Raw genomic sequence first — 26,934 nt, forward strand, 5'->3', positions numbered from 1 at the left:
ATAAGAGACAGTCCTTCCACAGCGCCGCGACCAGCTCCGCCGCCGGACCGCCGCGCGCCGCCCGGTGCCCCGTGCCCGCCCACAGGTGCATCGCCCCGGTGTCGCAGCGCCGGGCCGCCGCCGCGCGCAGCGGCTGGGTCAGGTGGTGCACCTCCGGGTAGGCGGCGGGCGCGTACGGCCCGAACCGGTCGATGAACGCGTTGCGCAGGCCCCGCGCCGGGCGGCCGGTGAACGCCCTGGTCACCGCCGTCCCCCCGAACTCCGTCAGGGCCGCCCGGTGCGCCGCCGACGTGCCCGCCTCGTCGGCGCGCAGCAGCGCCGTGCCGATCTGCACCGCCACCGCCCCGGCCCGCAGCGCGGCGGCCACCGCCGGGCCGTCCGACAGCCCGCCGGCCGCCACCAGCGGCAGCCCGGTCACCGCCCGCACCGAGGCGAGCAGTCCGGGCAGCGGCTCCTCCCCCGGACGGTCGGCCACCCCGTGGGTGGCCCGGTGCCCGCCGGCCTCCGGCCCCTGCACGCACAGCGCGTCCATCCCGGCGGCCTCGGCGCGGCGTGCCTCCTGCGGCGTCGTCACGGTGCCCACCTGGAACGTCCCCACCGCCCGCAGCGCCTCCGCCTCCCCGGCGGAGGGCAGTCCGAAGGTGTACGAGACCACCGGGACGGGCGCCTCCAGCAGCGCGGCGATCTTGGCGTCCCAGTCGTCCCGGTCCGGCGCGATCTCCTCCGGCAGGGTGACGCCGTGCGCGTCGGCCTCGGGCCGCAGCCGCTCCCGGTAGGCCGCGACGGCCTCCGGATCGCCCGGCCCGGCCGGGACGAAGAGGTTCACGCCGAACGGACGGGCCGTCAGCTCCCGGGCGCGGCCGATCTGTTCGAGCATGCCGGCGGCACTGCGGTACCCCGCGGCGAGGAACCCGAGCCCGCCCGCCCCGTTCACGGCGGCGACCAGCTCCGGCGTCGACGCCCCGCCGGCCATCGGCGCGGCGATCACGGGCACCGCGAGTTCGTCGAGTCGCACGGCCATCCGGGGATCCTCCACTCACAGGGCGCACGGGGTGTTCGGGCGTGCCGCCCACCCTACGCCCGCCCGTGCGCGCCTCGGCCGGCCCACCGTCCCGCCCGCACCGGGCGCACACCGGGAGCGCGCACCGGGACCGCACCCCGGGATCAGCCCCCGCGCCGGATCAGCCCCCGCCCGCGCGCCTCCCGCACCGCCGCCGTGCGCGACTCCACGCCCAGCTTCGTGTAGATGTGCACCAGGTGGGACTTCACCGTCGCCTGGCTGAGGTGCAGCCGTTGGCTGATCGCCTGGTTGGTGAGCCCGTCCGCGACCAGCCCCAGCACCTCCGTCTCCCGCACGCTCAGCGCCGCCGCGGGCGCCCGCATCCGCTCCAGCAGCCGGTCCGCCACCGTCGGCGCCAGCGCCGTCCGCCCCGCCGCCGCCGACCGCACGGCCCGGGCCAGCTCCTCCGGCGGCGCGTCCTTCAGCAGGTACCCGGTGGCCCCCGCCTCCAGGGCCGGCAGGGTGTCCGCGTCGGTGTCGTACGTGGTCACCACCAGCACCCGCGGTGCGCCCGGGCCCCGCGCGGTGATCGCGGCGGTGGCCTGGGCGCCGTTCATCGCCGAGCCCGCGCCGAACTGCAGGTCCATCAGCACCACGTCGATCCCGGGCTCCGCCGCCAGCTCGACGGCCCTCTCCGCGGTCGCCGCCTCCGCGACGATCACGAAGTCCGGCTCGCTCTCCAGGACGGCCCGCAGCCCGGCCCGGACCACCGGGTGGTCGTCGGCGAGCAGCAGCCCGATCACACCGCCGGTCACGAGGACCCCTCCTTCGCGTCGTCCCGCCGGCCCGGGCCGGCCGCTCCACCGGGCGCGGCATCAGGATCCGGCACCGGCAGCAGCACGGCGAGCGCCGTCCCCTCCCCCGGCGCGGACTCCACCGCGAGGGTCCCGCCCAGCGCCCGCGCCCGGGCCCGCATCGACGGCAGCCCGAACCCCCCGTCCGGGCCCGGCCCGGTCCCCGCCGCGCCCGCCGCGGCGCCCGGCTCGAACCCCACCCCGTCGTCCACCACGTCCAGCGCCACCTCCCCCGCCATGAAGCTGAGCGTCACCTCCGCGTGCGTCGCCGCCGCGTGCCGGACCGTGTTGCCGAGCGCCGACTGCGCGATCCGCAGCAGCGCCACCTCGTGCGGCACCGGCAGCCGGACCCGCTCCCCGGAGACGTGCAGCCGCACCGTCAGCCCGCCGCGCGCCGTCGTCGTCGCGCACAGCCGCTCCAGCGCCACCGGCAGGGTGTCGCTCTCCAGTGCCGGCGGGGTGAGCGCGCGCACGAAACGGCGGGCCTCGTCGAGGTTGTCCTGCGCCGCCTGCCGGGCCTGTTCGACGTACTCGGCGGCGGCCCCGGTCCGTTCCGGCAGGGCCCGCTGGGCGGCCCGCAGCAGCAACTGGATGCTGGTGAGGCTCTGCGCGAGGGTGTCGTGGATCTCCCGGGCCAGCCGCTCCCGCTCGGCGAGGACGCCGGCCGCGTGGTGGGCGGTGGCGAGGTCGGCGCGCGCCGCGGTGAGCTCGTCGATGAGGCGGCGCCGCTCCTCGCTCTCCCGGTAGAGCGCCTGGTAGCCGAGAACGGTCGCGACCGCGACGGCGCCGCCCAGCAGCGGCCCGATCGCGGCGGCCGCGCTGACCGTGTGCTGGTGCGCGGAGTAGGCGGCGATCGAGGCGGCGGCGGTGAGCCCGACGGCCACCAGCCCGCTGCGCCGGCCGAGCAGGTGCAGCTCCAGGAAGTACAGCGGGAAGGCCAGCCAGACGCCGTCCTGGGTGGCGACCAGCACGCCCGCCCAGGTGACGCCGAGCAGCGCGAGCCAGAGCCCGGCGGCCCGCCGGGAGCGGCCGACCGCACCGATCAGCGGACCGGCCGTGTAGACGGCGGCCATCGCGGTGGCGGCGGCCGTCACGGCCGCCGGGTCGCCGCCCCGGCCCGCCAGGGCCCGGACGACGGCGAGCGCCAGCAGGCCCGCCACGAGCAGGTGCAGGCAGACCTGGAGGACGCGGGCGACGGGGGTGGTTCGAGGTCGATCGGTCGCCATCCGTCCAGCGTAGGGTCCCGCGCCGCCGAGCGGCATCAATCAAAAGGTTGAACTCCGGATCTGCCCTTCGATGCCACGGATCCAATCCCCGGTGCGATGCCCGGCCGGCCCCGCTCGCGGCAGTCTCGTCAGTGTCGCAGTGGACCGAGCGGAAGGGCAGCCGGTGTTCGTCGCCTGGAGGGATCTGGGGTTCGCCAAGGGGCGGTTCGCCCTGATGGGGACCGTCATCGTGCTGATCACGGTGCTGGTCGGCCTGCTGTCGGGCCTGACCGAGGGGCTGGGCCGGCAGAACATCTCCGCGATCACCGGCCTGCCCGCCGACCACCTGGCCTTCGGCCGGCCCGCCGACGGCCAGAAGCTGTCGTTCACCGACTCCCAGGTCACCCCCGAGCAGTGGCGGGGCTGGGCGGGCACCCCGGGCGTCACCGCCGCCCAGCCGCTCGGCATCGCCACCACCAAGGCGGCGGCCGGCCCCCGCACCGCCGCGCTCTCCGTGTTCGGCGTCCCCGACGGCTCCGCCCTCGCCCCCCGGGGCACCGAGCTCGCCCCGGGCCGGGCGGTGCTGTCCACGACGGCCGCGAAGGAACTCGGCGGGCTCCGCGAGGGCGACGCCTTCACCGTGGCCGGCCGGCCCCTCACGGTCGCGGCGGTGGCCGGCGACGCCTTCCACAGTCACACCCCGGTGGTCTGGACCACCCTCGGCGACTGGCAGCAGGCCGCCCCCGGCGGCACCGGCCACGCCACCGTCGTCGCGCTCACCACCGCGAAGGGCGCCGACCTGGCCGCCGCCGACGCCGCGCTCGGCACCGAGACCCGCGGCCGCGACGACGCGCTCGCCGCGATCGGCTCCTACACCTCCGAGAACGGCTCGCTGCAGCTGATGCGCGGCTTCCTGTTCGCCATCTCCGCGCTGGTGATCGGCGCCTTCTTCACGGTCTGGACGATCCAGCGCAGCGGCGACATCGCCGTGCTGAAGGCGCTCGGCGCCTCCACCCGCTACCTGCTGCGCGACGCGCTGGGCCAGGCCGTCGTCCTGCTGCTGCTCGGCACCGCGCTCGGCACCGCCGTCGCCGTCGGCCTCGGCGCGCTGATCGGCTCGGCCGTCCCGTTCGTCCTGGACGCCCCGACCGTCCTGGTGCCCGCCGCCGTGATGATCGCGCTCGGCGCGGTCGGCGCGGCCCTGTCGGTGCGCCGCATCACCTCCGTCGACCCGCTGACCGCCCTGGGGAGCGCCCGATGACCCTCCACCTCGACCGCATCACCCTGACCTACCCGGACGGCGACGGCCGGCTGACCGCCCTGGACGACGTCTCGCTCACCGTCCCCGCGGGCACCGTCACCGCGGTGGTCGGCCCCTCCGGCTCGGGCAAGTCCAGCCTGTTGGCGGTCGCCGCCACGCTGATCGCCCCGGACTCCGGGCGGGTGGTGGTGGACGGCACGGACACCACCCGGCTGGACCGCGCCGGGCTGACGGCGCTGCGCCGCGACCGGATCGGGATCGTCTTCCAGCAGCCCAACCTGCTGCCCTCGCTCACCGCCGCCGAACAGCTCCAGGTGATGGCCCACCTGGACGGCCGCTCCCCGCGCGCCGCGCTGCCCCGGGCGCTGGACCTGCTGGCCGCCGTGGGCCTGCGCGAGCTGGCGGGCCGCCGCCCGCACCAGCTCTCCGGCGGTCAGCGCCAGCGCGTCAACATCGCCCGCGCGCTGATGAACGACCCCACCGTCCTGCTGGTCGACGAGCCCACCAGCGCCCTCGACCACGAACGCGGCACCGCCGTCCTGGACCTGCTCACCACCCTCACCCGCCGGCGCGCCACCGCCACCGTCCTGGTCACCCACGACCGCACCCACCTGACGTCCGTCGACCGGATCGCCGAGGTCCACGACGGCCGCCTGACCACCCCGGCGACGCTGTGACCGCTCCCCGGCGGCCGGCACGTCAGCCACCGGGAGCGCCACCGGCGCCCCGACGGATCCGGGCAGCGCGAACGTCTGCCCGGGGTGGTGCACGGCGTGCACCCGGTACTCGCCGTTCTGCGGACCGGTCGGCACCATGACCCGCCGGCCGGTCCGGTCGACGACGACGCACACCGGGACACCGGCCGGGGCGTAGGCGGCGGGCTTCCGCCTCGGGTCGCCGCCGAGGGTGGAGGAGGAGTGGGTTCCCCCAGGGCTTGTCCGACGGTTCCCGCCGCGCGAACGGTCGGACAAGCCCTAGAGATCGTCTTCAAAGCTGATCAAGTGATGAGGGATCATGTCGGCCATGGTGCGTCGTCATGAACTCTCGGATGCCGAGTGGGCTGTGCTGTCCCGATTCCTGCCGGCTTCGGGAGTGGCGGGTCGTCCGCGGTCGGACGACCGGCTGGTGCTGAACGGGATCGTGTGGAAGCTGCGGACCGGCACGTCCTGGCGGGACGTGCCGGAACGCAACGGCTCCTGGCAGACCCTCTACACCCGTTTCCGCAGGTGGGCGCTGGACGGAACGTTCTCCCGGATGCTGCAAGCGATCCAGGCGGAGAAGGATGCGGCCGGCGACATCGACTGGCTGGTCTCCGTCGACTCCACGATCGTGCGCGCCCACCAGCACGCCACCGGCGGCAAAAGGGGGCCCTCGACCGGGACGAAGCGGGTGATCACGCCCTCGGCCGGTCCCGTGGAGGACTGAGCACCAAACTCCACCTGGCCTGCGACGGACGCGGCCGCCCGCTCGGCTTCGTCCTCACGGGCGGCAACACCAACGACTGCACCCGCCTCGAACCCGTCCTGGAATCGATCCGCGTTCCCCGGGTCGGGCCGGGGCGCCCGCGCACCCGGCCCGACCACGTCATCGCCGACAAGGGCTACAGTTCCCGCCGGATCCGCGCCTACCTGCGCAGGCGCGGCATCCCGCACACCATCCCCGAACGCGTCGACCAGGCGCTCGGCCGCCTCAACCGCGGCTCACACGGAGGCCGGCCACCCCGCTTCGACCGCCAGACCTACCGGCTCCGCAACGTCGTCGAACGCTGCTTCAACCGGCTGAAGCAATGGCGTGGCCTGGCCACCCGCTACGACAAGACCCGCGAGTCCTACCAGGCCACCGTCACCATCGCCTCCATCCTGCTCTGGATCTGATCTTTGAAGACGATCTCTAGCGGGCGCGCAGGCGCAGGCCGGTGCGGGACTCCTCCTCCTGCTGCTGCTCCTCCTGGCCCTCCGCCCACAGCGAGCGGACGTGGCCGAGGTGGCGGGTCATGCAGGACTCGGCGGCCGGGCCGTCGCCGGCGATCATCAGGTCGAGCAGCTCCAGGTGCTCCTCCGCCGAGGAGACCAGCTCGCCCCGCTCCGCCAGGCGGTTGAGGCCGTAGAGGCGGGAGCGCTTGCGCAGGTCCCCGACGACCTCGACCAGGCGGGTGTTGCCGGCCAGGCCGAGCAGGTCGAGGTGGAACTGGCGGTCGGCCTCCAGGTAGCCGATGAGGTCCTGCTTGCCCGCCGCGGCGACGATCGCCTCGGCCTGCGGGCGCAGCGCCTCCAGCTGTTCGGCGCTGGCGGTGCGGGCGACCCGGCCGACGGTGGGGACCTCGATGAGGGCGCGGATCTCGGTGAAGTCGTCGAGGTCGCGCTCGGTGAGCTCGGTGACCCGGAAGCCCTTGTTGCGGACGGCCTCGACCAGGCCCTCGCGGGCGAGGTCGAGCATGGCCTCGCGGACGGGGGTGGCGGAGACGCCGAAGTCGGCGGCGAGGGCGGGCGCGGAGTAGACGACGCCGGGGCGCAGCTCGCCGGAGATGAGCGCGGCCCGCAGGGCGTGGGCGACCTGGTCGCGCAGCCGCTCCTGCACGGAGATCAGGGTGCGGGGTTTGAGGTCGGCCATGGTGTTCCTCCGGTGAGTGCAGAACACCAGCGTACAATGTCACGTTACGTTGAGTGTGCAACATTCCGTGATTCGGACGATCCATCAGCGACCGAATGCACCTCCGCACCCGGTCCCCATGGTGGCAGGGCCGCCGCCCGGTGACAACGGCCGGCGGCCCCCCGCTCCCCCCGGGCCCCTCACTCCCCCCTGAACAGCCGGACCAGACCGGTCACACTGGACGCACCGCCCCCGGCCCCGACGCCCCGCCGGAAGACGTCGGCGAGCGCCCGCGGCAGCGCGCCGTCCACCCCGGAGGCCTCGACCGTGTGCAGCACGTGCTCCACGCTCGCGAGCCCCATGGCCAGCCGGTCGACGTCGCCCTCGTGGTTGCCCGCGGCGATCCGGGGCGCGTAGAAGGCGAGGAAGCCCGGCAGCGAGGCGGCCGTCGAGGTGGCGTACGGCAGGAACTCGTCCGCCGGGATCCCGTTGGCCTCGGCGACGGCGGTGGCGTGCAGGTACGCGGTCATCGAGCTCCAGAAGATGTCCATCTGGAGCTGGTAGTACAGCTGGGCCAGCCCGGGGTCGTCGCCGCGGTAGTCCGCGCCGGTGAGGACCTCAAGGGCGGCCCGGTGGCGCCGGAACAGCTCGGCGGGCCCGCTGTAGAAGGTCGACGACTCCGGCCGGCCGATCCCGGAGGGCGGCACCTGCACCCCGCCGGTGAGGTGACCCGCCCCCAGCTCCGCCAGTCGGCGGGCCGCTTCGCGGGCCCGCTCGGGGGTGTCCGAACTGAGGTTGACGACGGTCCGGCCGGCCAGCCGCGGCCCGGCCGTCTCCAGGACGGCGAACACCGCGTCGTAGTCGGTGAGGCTGAGCACGACCAGCTCGTTGGCCGCGACCGCCTCGGCCGCACCTGGCGCGAGAACGGCGCCGCGGGCGACCAGGTCGTCGGCCCGCCCCGCGGACCGGTTCCACAGCGTGACGGCGTACCCGGCGTCGAGGTACGCGCCGGCCATGGCCCGGCCCATCGGACCGAGGCCGATCACGGTGACGGACGGCTTGCTGTTCTCCTGCGGGACGGCAGACATGGGGATCCCCTCCGAAGCGACTAGAACGAACGCTCTATCTAGAAGAGGAAGCTAGCACAGCACTGGAACGAACGCTCTATTCAATTCACCGGCTAGACTTCGCCCCGTGAACGCCGAGACCCCCGCACCGACGACCGGCCCCGGTACCCGCGAGCGGATCGTCCGCGCCACCTCGCGGCTGCTCCAGCGCCAGGGCTTCGAGGGCACCGGCATCAAGCAGATCTCCCGCGAGGCGCAGGCCACCCTCGGCTCCGTCTACCACTTCTTCCCGGGCGGGAAGCAGGAACTGGCCGCCGAGGCGATCCGCCACGGCGACCAGGAGTTCGCCGACCTGCTGCGCGAGGGGCTGGGCAGCACCGACGACCCGGCCCTGGCGATCACCGCCTGCACCCGGCTGCTCGGCGAGGCCCTGCGCGAATCCGACTGGCAGGACGGCTGCCCGATCACCACCACCGCGCTGGAGACGGTCGGCCGGGCCCCGGTCATCGAGCAGGCCGTCGCCGAGGCGTTCGCGCACTGGCGCGCCGTCGTCGAGGAGAAGCTGCACGGCGCGGGCCTGCCCCTCGCCGACGCCCGGGACCTCGCAGCCACCGTCATCAACACCCTGGAGGGCGCCGAACTGGCCGCCCAGATCGCCCGCAGCGAGGAGCCGCTGCACGTCGCCGGCCGCCACCTGGCCCGCCTGGTCGACACCTACCGGCCCGGCCGCTGAGACACGCCGGTGGGCCGGTCAGCCGACCCACCGGCCCACCGGCCCACCGGCCCACCGGCCCACCGGGGACGAAAAAGCGGCCGACGTGGCGGGGGATCCCTTTCCCACCACGTCGGCCGCATCTCCGGCCGGTCACTCCGGCGACGGATCCCGGTCCAGGGCATGGACCCCGGAATCCCGGTCCCGACGCAGCGCCGAGGCGCCGGGACCGTACGTCGCCGTCGGGCCCCGCAGCGGGCCCGGTGACCGACCGGGGCTCAGAGGGCGTCGCGCCGGTGCACCTCGGCCGCGACCGCGAGGTCCTGCCAGGCCATCCCGACGCTCTTGAAGAACCTCGGCCGGTCGGACGGCACCGGCGCCCCGCCGCGCACCAGCTCGGCCAGGTTCCACAGCGGGTCGGCGGCGGTGACACCCGCCATCAGCAGGTCACCGGCCTCCCGCAGCGCGGCGGACCGGGCCTCCACGTAGAGGGCGGACCGGCCGACCAGCACCTCGTCCACCTCCCGCGCGTCCACCTCGTGCGAGCCGACCGCCGCGACCGCCGCGTGGTCGGGCACCAGCGCGCCGTCGAACAGCGGCGTGCGCGCGGTGGTGCAGCAGACCACCAGGTCGGCGTCGGCCACGTCGGCCGGGGTGCCGGCCACCGCGGCCACGCCGCGCGCCAGGGCGTAGCGGACCAGTGCCGCGGCGGGCCGCTCGCTGCGGGCGACCACCGTCACCCGGGTCAGCGGGCGGATGCCGAGCAGCGCGTCCAGGTGCCCGTACGCCTGCGGACCGGCGCCGAACAGCACCAGGTGCCCGGCCCGCGGCACCGCCAGCCGGTCCAGCGCGACGGCGGTCACCGCGGGGGTCCGCAGCGCGGTGAGCGCGATGCCGTCGAGCAGGGCGACCGGCTGCAGCGTCGGACCGTCCAGCAGCAGGTAGCTGCCGGTGATCCGGGGCAGGCCGGCGGCGGGGTTGGCGGGCGCGACCCCGGCGATCTTCACCCCGGCGTACGCGGCCGAGGCGGCCGGCATCATCAGCAGTTCGCCGGCCGGCACGGGCACGGCCGAGCGGGCGGGCGCGGCCTCCGGGTCCAGCCCCTCCAGCAGCACCCGTTCGATCGCCCGGGCCGCCTCGGCGGGGGTCAGCCCGACGGTGCCCGCGGGCAGTACGGCGACCGGGCCCGGCGCGGCGGGCTGGAGCGGCTCAGCCGCCGCGCCGGGCGGTACGGGGGCGGCGGTCCGCAGGTCGCCGCTCACAGCAGGAACCCCGTCCCGAGGGCGTCCTGCGGGTCGAGCAGGAAGCGGTGCTCCCCGGTGCGGTGCGAGGTGCCGGTCACCTCGGTGACCACGCCGTCGCCCCAGGGGTCGCCGCCGGCCAGGACCCGTCCGCCGAAGACGGTCCCGACGATCGACTCGTGCCGCAACCGGGCGCCGGGCGCGAGCCGTCCCTCGGCGGCCAGGATCGCCAGCCGGGCCGAGGTGCCGGAGCCGCACGGCGAACGGTCGATCTGGCCGTCCGCGAAGACGACGACGTTGCGCTGGCCGAGCCCGCCGTCCACGGCGGGGAGCTCGTCGTGCAGGACGACCCCGTAGACGCCCGAGAGCCGCGGGTCCACCGGGTGCTGCACGGCCGGGGCGCCGGCCAGCGCGGCCCGGATCTCCCTCCCGATCGCGGTGAGTTCGGGCAGCTGCCCGAGGCTCACGGAGAGCCCGAGCGCGGCGGCCGGCACCGAGACGTAGCAGGCGCCGGAGTGCGCGACGGCCACCTCGACGGTGCCGCGCGAGGTCTCCACCGGCAGCTTCAGCTCGCTCACCCAGGAGGGCACGTTGCGGAAGGTCACCCCGGTGGTGCGCCCGGCGGCCCGGTGGACCAGCGCGGTGACCCGGCCGGACGGCACGTCGATCCGCACCCGGGCGACGCCGTAGTCGGGCGCCGCGACCAGTCCGGAGTCGACCGCCCAGGCGCCGAGCGCGATGGTGCCGTGACCGCAGGCGGTCGAGTAGCCGTCCTTGTGCCAGAACAGCACGCCGAGGTCGGCCCCGTCGTCGTCCGGCGGCACCAGGAAGCCGCCGTACATCCCGGCGTGGCCGCGCGGCTCGCGGGTGAGCAGCTGCCGGACGTCGTCCAGCGCCCCCGCCCGGGGCGCGGTGGCGGTGCCGCCCGCGCCGATCGCGATGGCCCGGCGCTCGGCGACGCTGTCGCCCGGGATCACCGGCGCGCCGCCGACGACGATCCGGAACGGCTCACCGGCGGTGTGGTAGTCGACGGTGTCCACGTGCAGGCCCCCGGCCCGCGGCGCGTCCGCGCCCGGGTCCCGCCCCGCCATCAGGCGTCCCCGGCCGGCAGCAGCGAGATCGTGCGGCTCTGGGTGTAGAAGTCCAGCGCGGCCCGTCCCTGCTCGCGCGCCCCGTGGCCGGCGCCCTTGGCACCGCCGAACGGCAGGTGGAAGTCGACGCCGCTGGACGGCGCGTTGACCCGGATCATGCCCGCGTCCAGCCGGTCGGCGGCGGTGAGCGCCGCGTCCAGGTTCCGGGTGTGCACCGAGGCGGAGAGCGTGTACGGGGTGTCGTTGGCGATCGCGACGGCCTCGTCCAGGCCGGCCGCCGCGTACAGCACCGCGATCGGACCGAAGAACTCCTCGCGGTGCAGCGGGTGCTCGGCCGGCACGCCGGTGACCAGCGTCGGGGCCAGCCACCAGCCGTCCCGCTCGGGCACCGTGCCCCCGGTCAGCACCTCGGCGCCGGCCTCCCGGGCGGAGTCGACGGCCGCGGTGATGCCGTCCCGGGTGGCCTCGTTGATGACCGGCCCGCAGGCGGTCCCGTCGACCGCGGCGAGCGCCTTGACCAGCGCCTCGCGCAGCGGCTCGTACGCCGCGCCGACGGCGACGACCCGGCTGGTGGCGGTGCACTTCTGCCCCGCGTAGCCGGCGATCGCGCCGGCGAGGTGCGCGGCGGCCTGGTCGAAGTCGGCGTCCGGCAGGACGACCGCCGCGTTCAGCCCGCCGAGTTCGGCCTGGACCGGGATCCCGCGCTCGGTGGCGGTGCGGACCACCTGCCGCCCGACGCCGGTGGAGCCGGTGAAGGACACCACGTCGGCCGCGCCGACCAGCGCGGTGCCCTCGGCCGCGCCGCCGGGCAGCACGGTGAGGACGTCCGCCGGCAGCCCGGCGCCGGCGATCAGCTCGCCCAGCCGCCGCGCGACGCCGATCGCCTCCGAGGAGGGCTTGAGGACGACCGCGTTGCCGACGGCCAGCGCCGGAGCGGCCTTCCAGCTGGGGATCGCCAGCGGGAAGTTCCACGGCGTGATCAGTCCGGCGACCCCGTACGGGCGGCGGCGGGTGAGCAGCAGGCCGGGGCCGGCCGCGGTCTCGTGCACCTCGCCGGAGGCCTCGAACGGCGCCTGGGCGTTGTAGCGCCAGATCGCGACAGTGCGGGCGACCTCGCCGCGCGCCTCCGCGATCGGCTTGCCCACCTCGCGCACGACCAGCTCGGCCAGTTCCTCGGCGTGCGTCTCGATCGCCTCGGCGATCCGGGTGAGCGCGGCCGAGCGGCCGCCCGCGCCGGCGGCGAGCCAGCCGGCCTGCGCGGTGCGGGCGCGGTCGACGGTGGCCAGGACGGCCTCGGCGCCGGGGCGGGGCGCCTCGGCGACGAGGTCCGCGGGGTCGGCGGGGTTGTACGAACGGATCGTCACTGCGGGCAGCCCTTCGGGGGATTCGACAAGGGGTGTCGGGTGTTCGGGGTGGGACGGCGTCAGAGCAGGAAGCCGGCCGGGAACGGGTCGCCGGGGTCGAGGAAGTACTGGGCGGTGCCGGTGAGCCAGGCCCGCCCGGTCACGGTCGGCACGACCGCCGGCCGGCCGCCGACCTCGGTCTCCTCGACCAGGCGCCCGACGAAGGTCGTCCCGATGAAGGAGTCGTTGCGGAAGTCCCGGTCCAGCGGGAGCTCGCCGCGCGCGTGCAGCTGCGCCATCCGGGCCGAGGTGCCGGTGCCGCAGGGCGAGCGGTCGAACCAGCCGGGGTGGATGGCCATCGCGTGCCGGGAGTGCTCGGCGGTGGAGCCGGGGGCGAGCAGCTGGACGTGGTGGCAGCCGTGGATGGACGGGTCCTCCGGGTGCACCGGCCGGTCCGGGCCGGCGTTGATGGCGTCCATCAGGGCCAGGCCCGCGTCCAGGATCTCCTGCTTGCGCTCCCGCTCGAACGGCAGGCCGAACCCGGCGAGCGGCAGGATCGCGTAGAAGTTGCCGCCGTACGCGAGGTCGTAGCGGACGGTGCCGTACCCCGGGACGTCGGCCTCGCGGTCCAGCGCCACCGAGTAGGACGGCACGTTGCGGATGGTGACGGCCTTGGCGGCGCCGTTCTCCACCGCGACGTCGGCGATCACCAGGCCCGCCGGGGTGTCCAGCCGGACGGTGGTGACCGGCTCGACGACCGGCACCATGCCGGTCTCGACCAGCACGGTGGCGACGCCGATGGTGCCGTGGCCGCACATCGGCAGCAGGCCGGAGACCTCGATGTAGAGCACGCCCCAGTCGGCGTCCGGCCTGGTCGGCGGCTGCAGGACGGCGCCGCTCATCGCGGCGTGGCCGCGGGGCTCGTACATCAGCAGGGTCCGGAACCCGTCCAGGTGCTGCTGGAAGTGCGTCCGGCGCTCGGCCATGGTGGCGCCGGGGATCACACCGAACCCTCCGGTGATGACCCGGGTGGGCATGCCCTCGGTGTGCGAGTCGACGGCGTGGAAGACGTGACGGCTGCGCATCAGCTGACGCTCCGTGGAGTGGTGGATGGGTGGGCGGCCCGGCGGCCGGCTGCCCCCGCAGCCGGCCGTCCCGGGCACCGGGACCGCGTGCCGCGGGTCAGGCGAGGCCCTCGGCCAGCGCCTTCTCGGTGGCCGCGCGGACGGCCGCCTCGATCTCCGGGGTCAGCGGCAGGCGCGGCGCCCGGGTCGGACCGCCGGGGCGGCCGGCGATGTCCATGGAGAGCTTGATCGCCTGGACGAACTCGGTCTTGGAGTCCCAGCGCAGCAGCGAGTGCAGGGCCTTGTACAGCGGCAGCGCGGTGTCCAGGTCGTGGGCGACGGCGGCCTTGTACAGCGCGGCGCTAGCCTCCGGCAGCGCGTTCGGGTAGCCGGCGATCCAGCCGACGGCGCCGGCCAGGGCCAGCTCCAGCAGCACGTCGTCGGCGCCGATCAGCAGGTCGAGGCCGGGGGCGAGCTCGGCGATCTCGTACGCCCGGCGGACGTCGCCGCTGAACTCCTTGACCGCGACGATCGAGCCCTCGCCGTGCAGCTCGGCGAGCAGCGACGGGACGAGGTCGACCTTGGTGTCGATCGGGTTGTTGTAGGCGACGATCGGCACGCCGGCCCGGGCGACCTCGGCGTAGTGGCCGCGGACGGCGGCGTGGTCGGCGCGGTAGGCGTTCGGCGGCAGCAGCAGGACGGAGCCGGCGCCCGCCTCGGCGGCCTGCTCGGCCCAGCGGCGGGACTCGGCGCTGCCGTAGGCGGCGACGCCGGGCATCACCCGGGAGCCGTCGCCGGCGGCCTCGACGGCGACCTCGACGACCTTGGCCCGCTCCTCGGCGGTCAGGGTCTGGTACTCGCCGAGCGAGCCGTTGGGGACCACGCCGTCGCAGCCGGACTCGATCAGCCAGTGGACGTGCTCGGCGTAGGCGTCGTAGTCGACGGAGAGGTCCGGGCGCAGCGGAAGCGTGGTGGCGACCATGATGCCGCGCCAGGGCCGGATGCTGTCGTGCGGGGTCTGGGACACAGGTGACTCCTTGGTGAGGTGTGACATTTTATTAGAGGGCGCGCGGCGGTTTCAAGGGTCTCCGCCGGGCGTTTTCGCCCCGGCCCGGCCCGGGCAGCAGACCGGACCGGAGCAGCGGCCGTTCCCGGGCGGGTCGGGCCCGGCCCGGGAACGGCCGGGAACGGGCCACGACCGGAAGGTCAGGCCCGGTCCGCACGGTCCCCGGAACGGGTCCGGGGTCAGTCCCCGTCCCGCCCGGCCGCGAGCTGTCCGAGCGGGACGGGGCAGGAGAAGGGCCGGCTGTCGGCGCGGACCTCGGCCGGTCCGCTGCCGCCGCCCGCCAGGCAGGCCACCGCCGGACCGCACATCCGGCCCTGGCACCAGCCCATCCCGGCCCGGGTCAGCAGCTTGACGGTGCGCGCGTCGCCCGCGCCCAACTCGTCCACCGCCTCCCGGATCCGGCCGGCCGGGACCTCCTCGCAGCGGCACACGTCGGTGTCCGCCCGGAGCCAGTCGGTCCAGCCCGGTCCGGGCCGGTGGGCGGCGGCCATCAGCTCGGCGAAGGCCCGCAGCCGGGCGCGCCGGCGCAGCAGCGCACTGCGGACCGGCAGGTCCGCGACCGCGTGCGCGGCCAGCTCCCCCTCGGTGACCGCGAGGTCGGCGCCGCCGACCCCGCAGGTCTCGCCGGCCGCCCAGAGCCCGGGGACGGTGGTCCTCAGGCGGGCGTCGACCGCGAGGGCGGCCGTCCCGTCGGGCGTGGTGCGGGTGGCCGCGCCCAACTCGGTGGCCAGCTCGATCTGCGGGACGAGCCCGTGGCCGACGGCGAGCGCGTCGCACGCGATCCGCCGCCCGCTGCCGGGCACCGGCCGCCACTCGGCGTCCAGCCGGGCCACCGTGACGGCGGTGACCCGGTCGGTGCCGTGCGCCTCGACCACCGCGCTGCGCGGCCGCAGCCGCACGCCGTGACGCAGCAGCGCCGAGCCGTGCCCGGCCCCCTCGACGAGCTTGGCCGGAACGGCGGCCAGCACGCCGGGGCGCCGGGCGTAGCCGAGGTACGCGGTGGCCTCGACCACGGCGGGCACCTCGGCCCCGGCGGTGACCAGGGAGGAGGCCGCCGCGAGCAGCAGCGGGCCGCTCCCGGCCACCACGATCCGTCGGCCGGGCAGCACCAGCCCGGCCTTGAGCATGGCCTGCGCGCCGCCGGCGGTGACCACACCGGGCAGGGTCCAGCCGGGGAAGGGCAGCTGCCGCTCGTAGGCGCCGGTGGCGAGCAGCACCGCGGCGGACCGGACGGTGGTCCGGTCGCCGGCGTCCGGGCCGGTGGTGGCGTGCAGCCGCCAGTCGTCGCCCCCGGCGCGCTCCAGCGCCCACACCTGGTGGCCGCTCAGCACCCGGACCCGGCCGGCCCCGCGGTGGGCCGCGAGCCGGTCGGCGAGCCCGGTGTAGACGGACCAGCCGTGGTGCAGCCGGTCGGGGCGGGCGGCACCGAGGCCCGGGGCGGGGTGCCGGTAGTACTGGCCCCCGGTGCTCCGCCCGGCGTCGACCAGCGCGCAGCGCAGCCCGAGGTCGGCGGCGGTCACGGCGGCGGCGAGGCCGGCCGGGCCGGCGCCGATCACCGCGAGGTCGTACGGCTGGGACCCGCCGGTCGCGCCGGTCGCGGGCTCAGACTTCGAGGTCGGCACGGCCGTGGCCCTCCTGGGTGGTGACGGTGGTGCCGGGCTCGGCCGGCAGCAGGCAGGTTCGCTGGTTGGGCCGCCCGTCGACGGTGGCCAGGCAGTCGAAGCAGGCGCCGATCCCGCAGAACGCCCCGCGCGGCCTCCCGCCGACCCGGGTGGTGCGCCAGGCGAGCACGCCGTCGGCCCACAGGGCGGCGGCGATGGTCTGTCCGGGCAGCGCGGGCACGGGCCGGCCGTCGAGGTCGATGGTGTGCGCGGGCCCGGGTTCGGCCCGGACCAGCTCCGCGGGGGTACGGGTACGGCGCATGGGTGGTGGTTCTCCGTTCAGCTCATGAGCCGATCGTGGGACGGGGGGCGGGCGGGCCGGACCGGCCGGGCGGGCGGGCGGCTTCGCGCGCGCTCCGCGCCGCCCCGGGGGCCCTCAGCCGGAGCCGTCCCCGGCCGGGAAGCGGTCGGCGCGGAAGGGCGCGAGGTCCAGGTCCGGCTCCTCGCCGGTGAGCTGCTGCGCGATCAGCAACCCGGTCGCGGGGGCCAGACCGATGCCCGCGCCCTCGTGGCCGCAGGCGTGGTAAAGCCCGGGCACCCGGGGGTCGGCGCCGATCGCCGGCAGGTGGTCCGGCAGGTACGGCCGGAAGCCGCGGTAGGCGCGCATCACGTTCACCCCGGCCAGCACCGGGAACAGCCCGGCCGCCTGGGCGGCCAGCCGGTGCAGCACCTCCACCGAGAGCGTCCGGTCGAAGCCGACCCGCTCGCGGCTGGCGCCGATCAGCACCGGCCCGCCCGGGGTCCCCTCGACCACGGCCGAGGTCTGCAGCGCGGCCGAGCCGCTGGCGACGTCGGCCACGTAGTCGGCGGCGTACACCTTGTGCCGGACGATCCTCGGCAGCGGCTCGGTGACCAGCACGAACCCGCGCCGCGGCAGCACCGGCAGCCGGACGCCGGCCAGCGCGGCCAGCTCGCCGCCCCAGGTGCCGGCGGCGTTGACCACGACCGCCGCGTCCAGCCGCCGCCGTTCGGTCTCCACGCCGCGCACCGCGCCGCCGGGTCCGAGCCGCAGGGCCCGGACGGCCTCGCCGGTGTGCAGCCGGGCGCCGGCCCGGCGGGCGGCGCGCAGCAGGTGGGCGGCGGCCAGCGCGGGCTGGACCTGGGAGTCCTGCGGGTAGTGGAACCCGCCGGCCAGGCCGGGCGCGAGGTGCGGCTCCAGCTCGTTCAGCCGCTCGCCGGGGATCTCCTCCGCGGTGACGCCGACCTTTGCCTGCTCGGCCGCGAAGGCGCGCAGCGCCTCCTGCCGGGCGGGCGTGCCGGCGACCACCAGGCCGCCCTTGGCCTCGTACTCGACGGCGGCGCCGAGCTCTTCGGCGAGCTCGTGCCAGAGGCCGGTGGAGTACAGGGCGAGGTCGAGTTCGGGGCCGGGCTCCTTGTCGGAGACCAGCAGGTTGCCCTCGCCGGCGCCGGTGGTGCCGCCGGCGACCGGGCCGCGGTCGACGACGTCGACCGCGAGGCCGGCCCGTGCGGCGTAGTACGCGCAGGCGGCGCCGACGACGCCGGCACCGACCACCACGACGTCGGGGAGTCTCTGGGAGTGGGACACGTCAGTAATATGTCACATGCCATCGAACCTGCCAAGACCAACCGGCCGGAACGGGCGAACCGCACCAAAGAACCCCGGCCCACCGCGAAGCGGCGGGCCGGGGTTCCTCGGAGGACCGGGAGCGGGGGTCGGCTCAGGTGATGTCGTCCATCTGCTCGTGACGGGCGGCCGGCAGCCTGCCGGAGGCGCTCGGCGCACCCGAGGCCTCGATCGCCTCGGCCTTGGAGACCGGCGCCACCGAGAGGTCCAGGTGCGACGCCTCCTCGTCGTCCAGCGCGAGGTCGGGGTTGCGCCGGGCCCTGCGCCGGTCGTTCAGCATCGCCACACCGACCGCGACGAAGTACAGACCCCAGATCGGCGCGGCCAGCGCCAGCATGCTGAGCGGGTCGGCGCTGGGCGTCGCGAAGGCGGCGAACACCGTGATGCCCATCACCATGCCGCGCCACCAGCCCAGCAGCCGCTTGCCGGTGACGACGCCGACCAGGTTCAGCATGACCAGCAGCAGCGGGAACTCGAAGGCCAGACCGAAGACCAGGACCAGCCGGGTGGCGATGTCGAAGTAGTCGGCGGGCGGCAGGATCGGCGTGGTGTCGTTCGGGGTGAACGAGATCAGCACCTCGACGGTCAGCGGCAGCAGCAGGATCGCCAGGGTCACGCCGGCCAGGAACAGCGGCGCGCCGCACGCCATGAAGATGACCGTGTACTTGCGCTCGTGCTTGTGCAGACCGGGCGCCACGAACGCCCACAGCTGGTACAGCCAGACCGGGACGGTGGCGACCACACCGGCGGTCAGGGCGACCTTGAGCATCCAGTTGAAACCCGCGGTCAGACCGATGGTCGAGACCTGCGCGCAGCGGCCCTTGGTCTCCGCGATGGTGTCCGGGGTGCACTGGGGCAGCGGCTTGAGCAGCAGCGCCTCGATCTGCTTGTGGAAGATCAGCGCGACGATCGTGAACAGCACGATCGCCAGGACCGACTTGACCACGCGGTTCCGCAGTTCCCGCAGGTGGTCGGCGAGGGCCATCCGCCCCTCGGGATCCTTGGGCGTCCTAGACGCCTTGGTGAGCTTGCTCAACCCCGGTCCTCAACTCGTGCGTCGGGGCCCGCCGGTCGACGGACCTCCCATGGTCGCGCGTGCCGCGCGTTCAGCGCGCCCCGCCGTCCTGAGCGGGCTGTCCCGAGGACTGCTCGTTCACCGGGCGGGCGGTCGCGGACGCGCCCGGGGCGGACTGGATGGTCCTCGCCGCGGTGCCGTCGGCCACCGCCGGGGCGGGCGGCGCCGGGGTGCCGGCGGCGCCGTCGGTCCCGTCCTTGCGCATCGCCTTGGCCTCGCTCTTGAGGATCCGCGCCGACTGGCCGAGCGAACGCGCCAGGTCCGGCAGCCGCTTGGCGCCGAACAGCGCGATGGCAATGACCGCGACCACGAGGATCGCGGTGAACGAGACCCGCATGCTCGACCACCTTCAGTCTCGGCGGCACCGACGCGGCCGCTCGCTGCGGGGATGGTAACCGCTGCGGATGACACCGTGACGACGGCCGCCCGAACAGGACAGCGGCCCCCGTTCGCGTTCAGGGGCCACCTGAGAGCGTAACGCGCTCCTGCCCCCGAGCAGCAGCCCCCCGACGGGCCGGATCGCCGGCATCGGCGGGTCCGCGGCCCTCCGCCGCACCGGGCGGGCCCGGCCGGACGCCCCGTACGCCGGAGCCGGCGCCCCCGGCCCGGGGTCAGGACCGGCCGGACACCGGATCCGCCGCGGGCCCCGGGGCCGCGCCCGGAACCGAGGCCGCGAGGTCCCCGGCCGCCTCGGCCAGCGCCCGCGAGGCGGCGTCCACACCCTTCGCCAGCGCCCGGACGTTCCACCAGAGCCGGACCGCGAGGGCGCCGAGGACCAGCAGGCCGGCGGTGGCGAGGAGGACGGCGGCGACGGGCATCCAGGACATGGTCCCCACCCTATCGGCCCGCCCCGGCGGCGGACGCCCGCCCGCCGCGGGCCCCGCTCACCCCTCGGCGGGCACCAGCCGCATCGTCCGCACCCCGGCCCCGGTCAGCGCGGCGACGATCTTCTCGCCGGCCGGCTTGCGCACCGCCGCACCGCACAGCGGGCACCCGAAGCTGTAGTGCGCCTGCGCCTGTGTCCGGCCGAACGTCAGGCGGAACTCCTCGACCGGGAGCTCCACCTTCTCCCGGCACTCCGAGCAGTACACCTTGAATCTGGTACCGGGCTCCACGGCTCAGACCCGCCCCTCCCCGTAGAGCGCCAGCGCCTCCAGCGCCGCCGCCCGGGCCTGCCCGGCGAGCTCCGGCGGCGAGACGATCCGCCCGTCGCGGCCCAGCCGCAGCGCGAGCGGGCGCAACTGCGAGGGGTCGGCGCTGCGCAGGGTGATCCGCAGCCCGCCGTCGGGCAGTTCCTCGGCCCGGTCGTGGGTGTAGTACTCGGCGACCCAGCGTCCGCCGGAGGAGACCTCGACGACCACCTCGGGGTCGTCGGCGGACGGGTTGACCAGTCCGCCGGAGAGGTCGCGCGGCTCGCGCCTGGGCGGGTCGGCGGGGACGTCCAGGACCTTGATCTCGGCGACCCGGTCGAGCCGGAACATCCGGTGGTCCTCGGAGGTCCGGCACCAGGCCTCAAGGTAGGTGTGGCCCTCGGTGAGCAGCCGGATCGGGTCGACCTCGCGCTCGGTCATGCCGCCGCGGCCGTGCGAGTAGTAGCGCAGCCAGAGCCGGCGCCCCTCGCTGAGGGCGCGGTCGATGTCGGCGAAGACGTGGCTCTCGGCCTCGAAGGTGACACCGACCCGGGCGCTGCCCTCGGCGGTCTCCCCCGCCGCGTTCTCGATCTTGGCGACGGCCCGGGTGAGCGCCTCGCGGTCGCCGGCCCGCAGACCGGGCAGGCCCGCCACCGCGCGGGCGGCGACCAGCAGCGCGGTCGCCTCGTCGGCGGCGAGCCGCAGCGGCTGGGCGACGTCGTCGACGTTGTGCCACCAGATCCGCTCGCCGTCGGTGTCGATGTCGAGCAGGTCGCCGCCGCGGAAGCTCGTGCCGCACATCGGCAGCACGTTGAGGTCGCCGATCAGTTCGCGTTCGCTGATGCCGAAGGCACGGGCCACCTCGGCGACCTCGGCGCCGGGGCGCTCGCGCAGATAGGTGACCAGCGAGAGCATCCGCCGGGTCTGGTCGATCGCGTTGCTCATGCCCGCACACCCTCCGTCCCGGCGCTGTGCGTCACAGCGCCGTCCGCACCATCGGCCCCCGCACCATCGGCCCCCGCACCGCCGGCCCGCGGGCCGTCCGCCGCCGGGCCGTCCACCGGGAGACCGTTCACCGGGGCGCCGGCCACCGCGCGCAGCCGGTCGACGACGTCGGCCCGCAGTTCCTCCGGGCCGACCACCAGCACGTCCGGCCCGAACTCGGCGAGGTCGGCGCCGAGCCCGTTGCCGTAGGGGATCTCCAGCTCGTCCCAGCCGTCGTCGGCCCGCCGGGTCGCGAGCGCCTTGGTGCGCAGCGGGAACCCGGCCCCGCGGCGGACCCGGACGACGGCGGTGGCGGTGGCGCCCTCACCGGCGAACTCGGCGACGGTGGCGCGCACGTCGACATGCTCGGGCACGGTGCCGACGAACGCGCCGGAGCGGGCGCGGACCTTGCCGGTGATGCGGCTGAGCCGGAAGACCCGGGCGGCGGAGCGGTCGCGGTCCCAGCCGGCCAGGTACCAGTGGCCGCGCCAGCACTCCAGGGCCCAGGGCTCGACGGTGCGCGGCTCGACGGCGGCGGCGCCGGCCTTGCGGTAGTCGAAGGTCACCGGACGGCGGTCGCGGGCGGCGGTGAGCAGCGGTTCGAACGCGGCCTCGCGGGCGGGGATGCGCGGTTCGAGGGCGGGGCGTCGCTCGGTCTCGGTGAACGGGACACCGGCGGCGCGGAGCTTCTGGAGGGCGCCGCTGGCGGCACCGGACATCTTGGCCTGCTGCCAGACCCGGGCGGCGAGGGTGAGCGCGGCGGCCTCCTCGGCGTCGAGGGCGATCTCGGGCAGCCGGTTGCGGTCGGCGCGGGCGAGGTAGCCGAGTTCGCCGTCGAGGGCGTTCTCGTCGACGTCGATGACCAGTCCGAGTTCGCGCAGGTCGTCCTTGTCCCGCTCGAACATCCGGTTGAAGGCTTCCTCGCTGCTGTGCTGCCAGGCTTCCCGGTAGGCCTCGATGGACTCCCGCAGCTCCTTCTTGGAGAGCGGACGTCTGGTGTTCATCAGGCACAGGGCGAGATTCATCAGCCGCTCTGCCTTGGCGATCGCCATCGCTGACCCTTCCGGTGTGCCGCGCCGCGCGCGGGGTGCGCCCGCCGGGGCGTCGTGGACCCGGCGGGACCGACCGTACCGGTAGCGGTACACCGTGCAAAAGCCGAGGCGGACATCACGAGGGCCGCACCCCGGCGACGGTGTGCGGCCCTCGGTGATCAGTGCGCTCAGACGGCGACCAGGTCGACCACGAAGATCAGGGTCGAGCCGGCCGGGATGAGCGGGCTCGGCGACTGGTTGCCGTAGGCCAGGTGCGGCGGGATGGTCAGCTCGCGGCGGCCGCCGACCTTCATGCCGGCGACGCCCTGGTCCCAGCCCTTGATGACGCGGCCGCCACCGAGCGGGAACTTGAAGGTCGAGCCGCGGTTCCAGCTGGCGTCGAACTCCTCGCCGGTCGAGAAGGTCACGCCGACGTAGTGGACCTCGACGGTCTGGCCGGGCCTGGCCTCCTCGCCGGTGCCGACGGTGATGTCGCGGATCTTGAGCTCGGCCGGCGGGTCGCCGACCGGGAAGTCGATCTCAGGCTTGCTCACTTGTGCCTCATCTCACGGTTGGTTCGGTCCATGACCAAGCGGCGGGCGCCCGCACCCCGGTCCGTTCCCGGACCACGGTACGGGCGCCCGCCGCCCGTCCGGGACCGGCCACGCGGCCGGGTCCCGAAGGTCACACGCACACCATTGTCACCCGAAAGTGGATCAGCCCTGACCGGCGTCGAGGATGTCGACGACGAAGACCAGCGTGGAGTTGGCCGGGATGTCGCCCTGTGCCTGGTCCTTGTAGCCGAGCGAGGCCGGGATGACCAGCTCGACGCGGCTGCCGATGGTCTGGCCCTCCAGGCCCTGGTCCCAGCCGGCGATGACCTGGCCGCCGCCGAGCGGGAAGGAGAAGGCCTGGCCCTTGCTCAGCGAGGAGTCGAAGACCTTGCCGTCCTTGTACAGCGCGCCGGTGTACTGGACGAGGATCTTCTCGCCCTTCTCGACCTTGCGGCCCTCGCCCTTGATGAGGAGGTGGCTCTTCAGCTCGGTCGGGTCGGGCACGCCGGCCGGCGGGGTGATGTCGGCGGGCTTCTTGCCGTTGTCCTTGACCTGCGGGAAGTCCGCGGGCGGCGGGGTCACGGTGCCGCTGACGACCGCGTCGGGGGCGTTGCTGTTGCGGATGTCGATGACGAAGATCAGGTTGTCCTTCGCCCCGATCGACATGCTCGGGTTGCCCTGGGCGCCGAAGGCGGCGGCCGGCGGGGCGACGACGAGCAGCCGGGATCCGGCCTTCTTGCCCACGACCGCCTGGTCGAGCGCCGGGATCAGCGCGTCGGTGCCGGCCTGGAAGATCTGCGGCTTGCCCTTCTCGTCGTACGAGGAGGGGATCTCCTTGCCGGTGTTCCAGTCCTTGCCGGTGTAGTCCACCGAGGTCCAGGAGTTCTTCTCGACCTTGGGTCCGCTGCCCTCGGAGAGGACCTTGACGACGAAGCTGCCGTCGGCCTGGTCGGTCGGCACCTCGATGGTGGCCTTCTTGCCGAACTCGCCGGTCACCGTCGGCAGCACCTTGGCGCTGTCCTTGATCGGCGGCACCGGGTCGGGCGTCGGCGTGGCCGGGGCGGACTTCGCGGCGTCCGGCTTGGCCGCGGCCGAGTCGGCGGGCGAGTCGTCCTTGTTGACCAGGTACAGGGTGACGGCGCTGCCGATGAGCAGGACGCCGAGCACCGTGCCGAGGATCACGCCGAGCCTGCCGACGTTGCCGGGGTTCTCGTTGTACCCCGCCTCGGAGGTGTCCTGGCGGCGGACCGTGGAGGCGAAGATCTGCGGGGCCTCCTCGGTCTTCGTGCCGCCCGCGGGCTTCGGCGTCTCGCCGGAGCCGCCCCAGCCGGCCTGCTGCTTCAGGATCGCCGGCGGGACGACGATCGACTCGCCGTCGCCCGGGAGCGGACCGCCGGGCCGCGAGTCGGCCGGGTCCCCGGCGGAGTTACCGTGCGCGGTGCCGGACCCGCCCGGGCTCGACGCTTTCTCAGACATGACTCCCCATCCATCTCGCCACGAGGTCTTCGAGGTCTACGGCCGGCGTGGTGGCGCCGGGTGCTGTCGCACTGCCCGCCCGGACCCCGGACGCCGGCGGCGCCTACCACAGTGCGAGGGCAGTATGACAGGTCAGGATGAGGGCGGGCGCTTCCCTGTGCGAGCGCCCGCCCAAGCGTACGGAATCCCCCCGGGCCCGAACCAGTCCGCGCGGTGGATCTCCGCGGATCACCGCGGCCCGGCGGCCCCGGTCCGGCCCCGCCCCCGGCCGGGGCGCTAGACGGCTTCCAGGATGTCCACCACGAACACCAGGGTCGAGTTCGGCGGCACGGCGCCCTGCGCCTGGTCCTTGTAGCCGAGCGCCGGCGGCACCACGAGCTCGACCCGGCTGCCGACGGTCTGCCCGACCAGGCCCTTGTCCCAGCCCTCGATGACACTGCCGGTGCCGATCTGCAGCGCCTGCGCGCCGCCGTGGCTCCAGGAGGAGTCGAACTGCTGGCCGTTGGCCCAGAGCACCCCGGTGTACTGCACCACGAGCGTCTGCCCGGACTTGACCTGCTTGCCCTCGCCCTTGATCAGCAGCGCCTGCTGCAGCTCCGTGGGCGGGGCCTGCCCGGCCGGCACCGTGATGGTGACGGCGGCCTTGCCGTTGTCCTTGACCTGCGGCAGGTCGGCCGGCGGCGGCGTCATGGCGCCGGAGAGCGTGGCGTCCGGCGGCAGGCTCTCCATGATGTCGAGCACGAAGACCACCGTGTCACCGGGGCCGACGCCGAGCTGGGTGCTGCCCTGGGTGCCGAACGCGGCGGCGGGCGGGGCGACGACCAGCAGCCGGCTGCCGACCTTCTTGCCGATCACGCTCTGGTCGAAGGCCGGCACCAGCTGACCGCTGCCCGCCTGGTAGAGCTGCGGCTTGCCGCCGGAGTCGTAGGAACTGGGCAGGTCCTTGCCGGTGGTCCAGTCCTTGGCCGTGTAGTTGACGGTCACCCAGTCGCCCTTGTTGACCGCGGAACGGTCCCCCTCGCTGACGGTGCTCACCACGAACTGTCCGCTGGGCTGCTGCCCCTCGGGGATGGTGATGGTGGCCTTGCTCCCGAAGCCCCCGCCGGACAGCACCGGCATCGGCGAGGCCTCGCTCACCGGGGCGGGCACGGTGGGCGCGGCGCTGGGCGACGCCGTGGGCGTGGCCTCGCCGGCGGGCTTGGCTGAACTGCTGCAGGCCACCGCCAGCAGCAGGGGCAGGGTGAGAAGCAACCCGGCGGTGCGGCGCACGGCGTTCCTAACTGTCGGTCACGTCGGTTCTCCGGACTCCGGCCCCGGACGGCGGCTCCGGACTCGACGGACAGCGTATGCGCAGACGGTGCCCGGCCCCGGTAGACACCACCGGGGCCGGGCACCGCGAAGATCACACCGACGGGGGACGCCGCTCCCCGCCGCGCCGGTCACATGCCGGCGATCAGCTTCTCCACCCGCTCGTCGACGGACCGGAACGGGTCCTTGCAGAGCACGGTGCGCTGGGCCTGGTCGTTGAGCTTGAGGTGCACCCAGTCGACGGTGAAGTCGCGCCGCTGCTCCTGGGCGCGGCGGATGAAGTCCCCGCGCAGCCGGGCCCGGGTGGTCTGCGGCGGGATCGACTTCGCCTCGAAGGTCTTGAGGTCGTTGGTGACCCGCTGCGCCTGGTTCTTGGCCTGGAGCAGGTAGAACAGGCCGCGCCGGCGGTGGATGTCGTGGTAGGCGAGGTCGATCTGGGCCACCCGGGGGTTGCTCATGCCCATCTGGTGCTTCTCGCGGTAGCGCTCGATGAGCTGGTACTTCATGATCCAGTCGATCTCGGTGGCGACCCCGTCGAGGCGCTCGCTGCGGACCGCCTCCAGGGTGCGGCCCCACAGGTCGAGGACCCGGGCGATGGTGCCGGTGTTGATGCCCTTGCGGTCGGCGAACTCCAGCGCCTTGGTGTAGTACTCCTCCTGGATGTCCAGGGCGCTGGCCTCGCGGCCGTTGGCGAGCCGGACCTGGTGGGTGCCGGTGAGGTCGTGGCTGACCTCGCGGATCGCCCGGATCGGGTTCTCCAGGGTGAGGTCGCGCATCACCACGCCGGCCTCGATGAGCCGGAGCACCAGGTCGGTGGAGCCCACCTTGAGCAGGGTGGTGGTCTCCGACATGTTGGAGTCGCCGACGATGACGTGCAGCCGGCGGTAGCGCTCGGCGTCGGCGTGCGGTTCGTCGCGGGTGTTGATGATCGGGCGGGAGCGGGTGGTCGCCGAGCTGACGCCCTCCCAGATGTGCTCGGCCCGCTGGCTGACGCAGTAGACCGCGCCGCGCGGGGTCTGCAGCACCTTGCCGGCGCCGCAGATCAGCTGCCGGGTGACCAGGAAGGGGATGAGCACGTCGGCCAGCCGGGAGAACTCGCCGTGCCGTGCCACCAGGTAGTTCTCGTGGCAGCCGTAGGAGTTCCCGGCGGAGTCGGTGTTGTTCTTGAAGAGGTAGACGTCACCGGCGATGCCCTCCTCGTGGAGGCGCCGTTCGGCGTCGACCAGGAGACCTTCGAGGATGCGCTCGCCCGCCTTGTCGTGCGTCACCAGCTCGACGACGTCGTCGCACTCGGGGGTGGCGTACTCGGGGTGGGAGCCGACGTCGAGGTACAGGCGGGCGCCGTTGCGCAGGAACACGTTGCTGCTGCGGCCCCAGGAGACTACGCGGCGGAAGAGGTAGCGGGCGACCTCGTCCGGGGACAGCCTGCGCTGCCCGCGGAACGTACAGGTGACACCGTACTCGTTCTCCAGCCCGAAAATTCGGCGGTCCATGGGCCATCCATTCTCTGATGGGAGCTGTCCGAAACCGCCTCCGCGCCGGCCCGCCCGGACCGCCGCAGGGGCACCGGGGTCCCCGTGGCGGCCGTGACGGGCCGCCGCGGGGGCCGGTGTCGTATAAACAAATACAAGCCCCCC

26 protein-coding genes and 1 pseudogene are annotated in these 26,934 nt (G+C 74.9%); 4 read left to right on the top strand and 23 right to left on the bottom strand.

Annotation, left to right across the window (positions count from 1 at the left end; genetic code table 11):
- From ACFCX4_RS16755 to ACFCX4_RS16765, 3 genes are all read right to left on the bottom strand, one after another.
- A partial coding sequence (locus tag ACFCX4_RS16755) for a nitronate monooxygenase (RefSeq protein WP_376143018.1) occupies positions 1-1,021 on the bottom strand: 1,021 nt, incomplete at its 3' end.
- Positions 1,022-1,164: 143 nt separating this feature from the next.
- Positions 1,165-1,815, bottom strand: a complete 651-nt coding sequence (locus tag ACFCX4_RS16760) for a response regulator (protein ID WP_376143020.1) — start codon at positions 1,813-1,815, stop codon at positions 1,165-1,167.
- Positions 1,812-3,080, bottom strand: coding sequence for a sensor histidine kinase (locus tag ACFCX4_RS16765; protein ID WP_376143022.1), 1,269 nt, complete (start codon positions 3,078-3,080; stop codon positions 1,812-1,814). The genes ACFCX4_RS16760 and ACFCX4_RS16765 overlap by 4 nt, the downstream gene beginning before the upstream one ends.
- A gap of 163 nt (positions 3,081-3,243) precedes the next feature.
- On the opposite strand from ACFCX4_RS16765, the gene ACFCX4_RS16770 reads away from it, so the two are divergent.
- From ACFCX4_RS16770 to ACFCX4_RS16780, 3 genes are all read left to right on the top strand, one after another.
- Positions 3,244-4,320, top strand: a complete 1,077-nt coding sequence (locus ACFCX4_RS16770) for an ABC transporter permease (protein WP_376143064.1) — start codon at positions 3,244-3,246, stop codon at positions 4,318-4,320.
- Positions 4,317-4,997 (top strand): ABC transporter ATP-binding protein, encoded by a 681-nt coding sequence (locus tag ACFCX4_RS16775; RefSeq protein ID WP_376143024.1) that lies wholly within the window; start codon positions 4,317-4,319, stop codon positions 4,995-4,997. The genes ACFCX4_RS16770 and ACFCX4_RS16775 overlap by 4 nt, the downstream gene beginning before the upstream one ends.
- Positions 4,998-5,343: 346 nt before the next feature.
- Positions 5,344-6,194, top strand: a protein-coding gene (locus ACFCX4_RS16780; RefSeq protein ID WP_376143026.1) for an IS5 family transposase whose coding sequence is annotated in 2 segments (ribosomal slippage) — positions 5,344-5,698 and positions 5,698-6,194 — 852 coding nt in all. Because the reading frame shifts where the segments join, the coding sequence is not laid out codon by codon here.
- A 16-nt stretch (positions 6,195-6,210) separates the two neighbouring features.
- Here the strand turns inward: ACFCX4_RS16780 and ACFCX4_RS16785 are convergent.
- Both ACFCX4_RS16785 and ACFCX4_RS16790 read right to left on the bottom strand, forming a co-directional pair.
- A complete protein-coding gene (locus tag ACFCX4_RS16785; RefSeq protein WP_376143028.1) occupies positions 6,211-6,930 on the bottom strand; it encodes a GntR family transcriptional regulator in 720 nt (239 codons plus the stop codon).
- Positions 6,931-7,109: 179 nt separating this feature from the next.
- Positions 7,110-7,997 carry an NAD(P)-dependent oxidoreductase gene (locus tag ACFCX4_RS16790; protein WP_376143030.1) on the bottom strand — a complete coding sequence of 296 codons (888 nt, stop codon included), beginning with the start codon at positions 7,995-7,997 and terminating at the stop codon, positions 7,110-7,112.
- 106 nt (positions 7,998-8,103) lie between these two features.
- Between ACFCX4_RS16790 and ACFCX4_RS16795 the strand changes: the two genes are divergently transcribed.
- Positions 8,104-8,709, top strand: a complete 606-nt coding sequence (locus ACFCX4_RS16795; protein WP_376143032.1) for a TetR/AcrR family transcriptional regulator — start codon at positions 8,104-8,106, stop codon at positions 8,707-8,709.
- A 257-nt stretch (positions 8,710-8,966) separates the two neighbouring features.
- Here the strand turns inward: ACFCX4_RS16795 and ACFCX4_RS16800 are convergent, their stop codons facing one another.
- The 18 genes and pseudogenes from ACFCX4_RS16800 to pafA all read right to left on the bottom strand — a co-directional run bounded on the left by ACFCX4_RS16800 (position 8,967) and on the right by pafA (position 26,790).
- Positions 8,967-9,950 (bottom strand): ornithine cyclodeaminase family protein, encoded by a 984-nt coding sequence (locus ACFCX4_RS16800; RefSeq protein WP_376143034.1) that lies wholly within the window; start codon positions 9,948-9,950, stop codon positions 8,967-8,969.
- The gene (locus ACFCX4_RS16805) at positions 9,947-11,020 is read right to left on the bottom strand and encodes a proline racemase family protein (RefSeq protein ID WP_376143036.1); all 1,074 of its coding nucleotides are present in this window, start codon (positions 11,018-11,020) and stop codon (positions 9,947-9,949) included. The genes ACFCX4_RS16800 and ACFCX4_RS16805 overlap by 4 nt, the downstream gene beginning before the upstream one ends.
- Positions 11,020-12,393, bottom strand: a complete 1,374-nt coding sequence (locus ACFCX4_RS16810; protein ID WP_376143066.1) for an aldehyde dehydrogenase family protein — start codon at positions 12,391-12,393, stop codon at positions 11,020-11,022. The genes ACFCX4_RS16805 and ACFCX4_RS16810 overlap by 1 nt, the downstream gene beginning before the upstream one ends.
- Positions 12,394-12,443: 50 nt before the next feature.
- Positions 12,444-13,448, bottom strand: coding sequence for a proline racemase family protein (locus tag ACFCX4_RS16815; protein WP_376143038.1), 1,005 nt, complete (start codon positions 13,446-13,448; stop codon positions 12,444-12,446).
- Positions 13,449-13,545: 97 nt separating this feature from the next.
- Positions 13,546-14,409 carry a dihydrodipicolinate synthase family protein gene (locus tag ACFCX4_RS16820; protein ID WP_376143068.1) on the bottom strand — a complete coding sequence of 288 codons (864 nt, stop codon included), beginning with the start codon at positions 14,407-14,409 and terminating at the stop codon, positions 13,546-13,548.
- 263 nt (positions 14,410-14,672) lie between these two features.
- Positions 14,673-16,115, bottom strand: coding sequence for an NAD(P)/FAD-dependent oxidoreductase (locus ACFCX4_RS16825; RefSeq protein WP_376143040.1), 1,443 nt, complete (start codon positions 16,113-16,115; stop codon positions 14,673-14,675).
- Positions 16,096-16,416 carry a (2Fe-2S)-binding protein gene (locus ACFCX4_RS16830; protein ID WP_376143042.1) on the bottom strand — a complete coding sequence of 107 codons (321 nt, stop codon included), beginning with the start codon at positions 16,414-16,416 and terminating at the stop codon, positions 16,096-16,098. The genes ACFCX4_RS16825 and ACFCX4_RS16830 overlap by 20 nt, the downstream gene beginning before the upstream one ends.
- 114 nt (positions 16,417-16,530) lie before the next feature.
- Positions 16,531-17,700 (bottom strand): NAD(P)/FAD-dependent oxidoreductase, encoded by a 1,170-nt coding sequence (locus ACFCX4_RS16835; RefSeq protein WP_376143044.1) that lies wholly within the window; start codon positions 17,698-17,700, stop codon positions 16,531-16,533.
- A gap of 133 nt (positions 17,701-17,833) precedes the next feature.
- Complete coding sequence (gene tatC / locus ACFCX4_RS16840; protein WP_376143046.1) at positions 17,834-18,724, bottom strand: twin-arginine translocase subunit TatC; 891 nt, start codon at positions 18,722-18,724, stop codon at positions 17,834-17,836.
- Between the two features lie 121 nt (positions 18,725-18,845).
- Positions 18,846-19,151 carry a Sec-independent protein translocase subunit TatA gene (gene tatA / locus ACFCX4_RS16845; RefSeq protein WP_376143048.1) on the bottom strand — a complete coding sequence of 102 codons (306 nt, stop codon included), beginning with the start codon at positions 19,149-19,151 and terminating at the stop codon, positions 18,846-18,848.
- Positions 19,152-19,425: 274 nt separating this feature from the next.
- Positions 19,426-19,641, bottom strand: a complete 216-nt coding sequence (locus ACFCX4_RS16850) for a hypothetical protein (RefSeq protein ID WP_376143050.1) — start codon at positions 19,639-19,641, stop codon at positions 19,426-19,428.
- A gap of 57 nt (positions 19,642-19,698) precedes the next feature.
- Positions 19,699-19,905: a hypothetical protein gene (locus ACFCX4_RS16855; RefSeq protein ID WP_376143052.1), complete on the bottom strand. Its 207-nt coding sequence runs from the start codon at positions 19,903-19,905 to the stop codon at positions 19,699-19,701.
- Positions 19,906-19,932: 27 nt separating this feature from the next.
- Positions 19,933-20,889 (bottom strand): helix-turn-helix transcriptional regulator, encoded by a 957-nt coding sequence (locus ACFCX4_RS16860; RefSeq protein WP_376143054.1) that lies wholly within the window; start codon positions 20,887-20,889, stop codon positions 19,933-19,935.
- Positions 20,890-21,029: 140 nt separating this feature from the next.
- Positions 21,030-21,980: pseudogene (locus ACFCX4_RS16865) on the bottom strand (helix-turn-helix transcriptional regulator); the annotation flags it as partial.
- Positions 21,981-22,147: 167 nt separating this feature from the next.
- Positions 22,148-22,513, bottom strand: a complete 366-nt coding sequence (locus ACFCX4_RS16870) for an FKBP-type peptidyl-prolyl cis-trans isomerase (protein WP_376143056.1) — start codon at positions 22,511-22,513, stop codon at positions 22,148-22,150.
- A gap of 162 nt (positions 22,514-22,675) precedes the next feature.
- Entirely contained in the window at positions 22,676-23,989 is a 1,314-nt protein-coding gene (locus tag ACFCX4_RS16875) for an FKBP-type peptidyl-prolyl cis-trans isomerase (RefSeq protein WP_376143058.1), read from the bottom strand.
- 276 nt (positions 23,990-24,265) lie between these two features.
- Entirely contained in the window at positions 24,266-25,258 is a 993-nt protein-coding gene (locus ACFCX4_RS16880) for an FKBP-type peptidyl-prolyl cis-trans isomerase (RefSeq protein WP_376143060.1), read from the bottom strand.
- A 170-nt stretch (positions 25,259-25,428) separates the two neighbouring features.
- Entirely contained in the window at positions 25,429-26,790 is a 1,362-nt protein-coding gene (gene pafA / locus ACFCX4_RS16885; protein ID WP_376143062.1) for a Pup--protein ligase, read from the bottom strand.
- Positions 26,791-26,934: the final 144 nt, after the last annotated feature.

This window comes from Kitasatospora sp. NPDC056327 (genome assembly GCF_042261735.1).
Lineage (GTDB): Bacteria > Actinomycetota > Actinomycetes > Streptomycetales > Streptomycetaceae > Kitasatospora.

What these genes read in the sequence shown, in the direction of transcription:
- ACFCX4_RS16860 (WP_376143054.1), bottom strand. Translation starts at nt 20,889, where the DNA reads ATGAGCAACGCGATCGACCAGACCCGGCGGATGCTCTCGCTGGTCACC.
- ACFCX4_RS16815 (WP_376143038.1), bottom strand. Translation starts at nt 13,448, where the DNA reads ATGCGCAGCCGTCACGTCTTCCACGCCGTCGACTCGCACACCGAGGGC.
- ACFCX4_RS16785 (WP_376143028.1), bottom strand. Translation starts at nt 6,930, where the DNA reads ATGGCCGACCTCAAACCCCGCACCCTGATCTCCGTGCAGGAGCGGCTG.
- ACFCX4_RS16775 (WP_376143024.1), top strand. Translation starts at nt 4,317, where the DNA reads ATGACCCTCCACCTCGACCGCATCACCCTGACCTACCCGGACGGCGAC.
- ACFCX4_RS16850 (WP_376143050.1), bottom strand. Translation starts at nt 19,641, where the DNA reads ATGTCCTGGATGCCCGTCGCCGCCGTCCTCCTCGCCACCGCCGGCCTG.
- ACFCX4_RS16830 (WP_376143042.1), bottom strand. Translation starts at nt 16,416, where the DNA reads ATGCGCCGTACCCGTACCCCCGCGGAGCTGGTCCGGGCCGAACCCGGG.
- tatC (WP_376143046.1), bottom strand. Translation starts at nt 18,724, where the DNA reads ATGGCCCTCGCCGACCACCTGCGGGAACTGCGGAACCGCGTGGTCAAG.
- tatA (WP_376143048.1), bottom strand. Translation starts at nt 19,151, where the DNA reads ATGCGGGTCTCGTTCACCGCGATCCTCGTGGTCGCGGTCATTGCCATC.
- ACFCX4_RS16820 (WP_376143068.1), bottom strand. Translation starts at nt 14,409, where the DNA reads ATGGTCGCCACCACGCTTCCGCTGCGCCCGGACCTCTCCGTCGACTAC.
- ACFCX4_RS16790 (WP_376143030.1), bottom strand. Translation starts at nt 7,997, where the DNA reads ATGTCTGCCGTCCCGCAGGAGAACAGCAAGCCGTCCGTCACCGTGATC.
- ACFCX4_RS16765 (WP_376143022.1), bottom strand. Translation starts at nt 3,080, where the DNA reads ATGGCGACCGATCGACCTCGAACCACCCCCGTCGCCCGCGTCCTCCAG.
- pafA (WP_376143062.1), bottom strand. Translation starts at nt 26,790, where the DNA reads ATGGACCGCCGAATTTTCGGGCTGGAGAACGAGTACGGTGTCACCTGT.
- ACFCX4_RS16875 (WP_376143058.1), bottom strand. Translation starts at nt 23,989, where the DNA reads ATGTCTGAGAAAGCGTCGAGCCCGGGCGGGTCCGGCACCGCGCACGGT.
- ACFCX4_RS16805 (WP_376143036.1), bottom strand. Translation starts at nt 11,020, where the DNA reads ATGGCGGGGCGGGACCCGGGCGCGGACGCGCCGCGGGCCGGGGGCCTG.